This is a genomic window from Streptomyces griseoloalbus, from assembly GCA_014650015.1.
Taxonomy (GTDB): domain Bacteria; phylum Actinomycetota; class Actinomycetes; order Streptomycetales; family Streptomycetaceae; genus Streptomyces; species Streptomyces griseoloalbus.
Genome location: BMUD01000152.1, coordinates 1 through 562, shown reverse-complemented (window position 1 = coordinate 562; position 562 = coordinate 1). Strand labels below are relative to the sequence as shown.

Annotated in this window: 1 protein-coding gene and 1 pseudogene; both read left to right on the top strand. The window is 69.6% G+C overall.

Features of this window, described 5'->3' with window-relative positions; genetic code table 11:
• Nucleotides 1-300 (top strand): annotated as a pseudogene (locus tag IE178_RS35330) (nitrate reductase); the annotation flags it as partial.
• A gap of 178 nt (nucleotides 301-478) precedes the next feature.
• On the top strand, nucleotides 479-562 hold an 84-nt coding region (locus IE178_RS35325; protein WP_193515106.1), incomplete at its 3' end, for a LysR family transcriptional regulator.

Genomic DNA, 562 nt, shown 5'->3' with positions numbered 1-562 from the left:
ATCACCGTCATCCTGTACGGCATGATCGGCCTGCTCGGTGCCCAGATCTGGATCCGCAACAAGGTCGACTTCGGCCGTCCCCTCAACCTCATCCCGGCGGCGGCCGGACTGATCGTGGGCATCGGCGGCGTCAGCCTGAAGATCACCGACAACTTCGAGCTGAGCGGCATCGCCCTGGGCACCCTCCTGGTCCTGGTCGGTTACCACAGCCTGCGCTGGCTGTCCAAGGCGGCGGGCACCTACCAGCCCGCCCTGCTGGACGCCGGACTGACCGAGTACGACGACCAGAAGCGGCCGTAGGCGGCGGGGGCCGGTGGTCCCCGTGTCTCCCCGGTTCTCCGGCAGGGCCACGACCGGCGGCTTCTCCGGCCGGCCGTGACACGATGCCGGTCACGCGGGTACGGGACGGTTAGGAGGCGTCCACGCACCGCGGTGACGCCCTCGCTGGAGGGCCTGCCGGTCCCTACAATCCGCCGCCATGGAGCTGAGGCAGCTGGAGTACTTCGTGGCGGTCGCCGAGGAGGCGAACTTCACCCGGGCGGCGGAACGCGTCCACATCAGC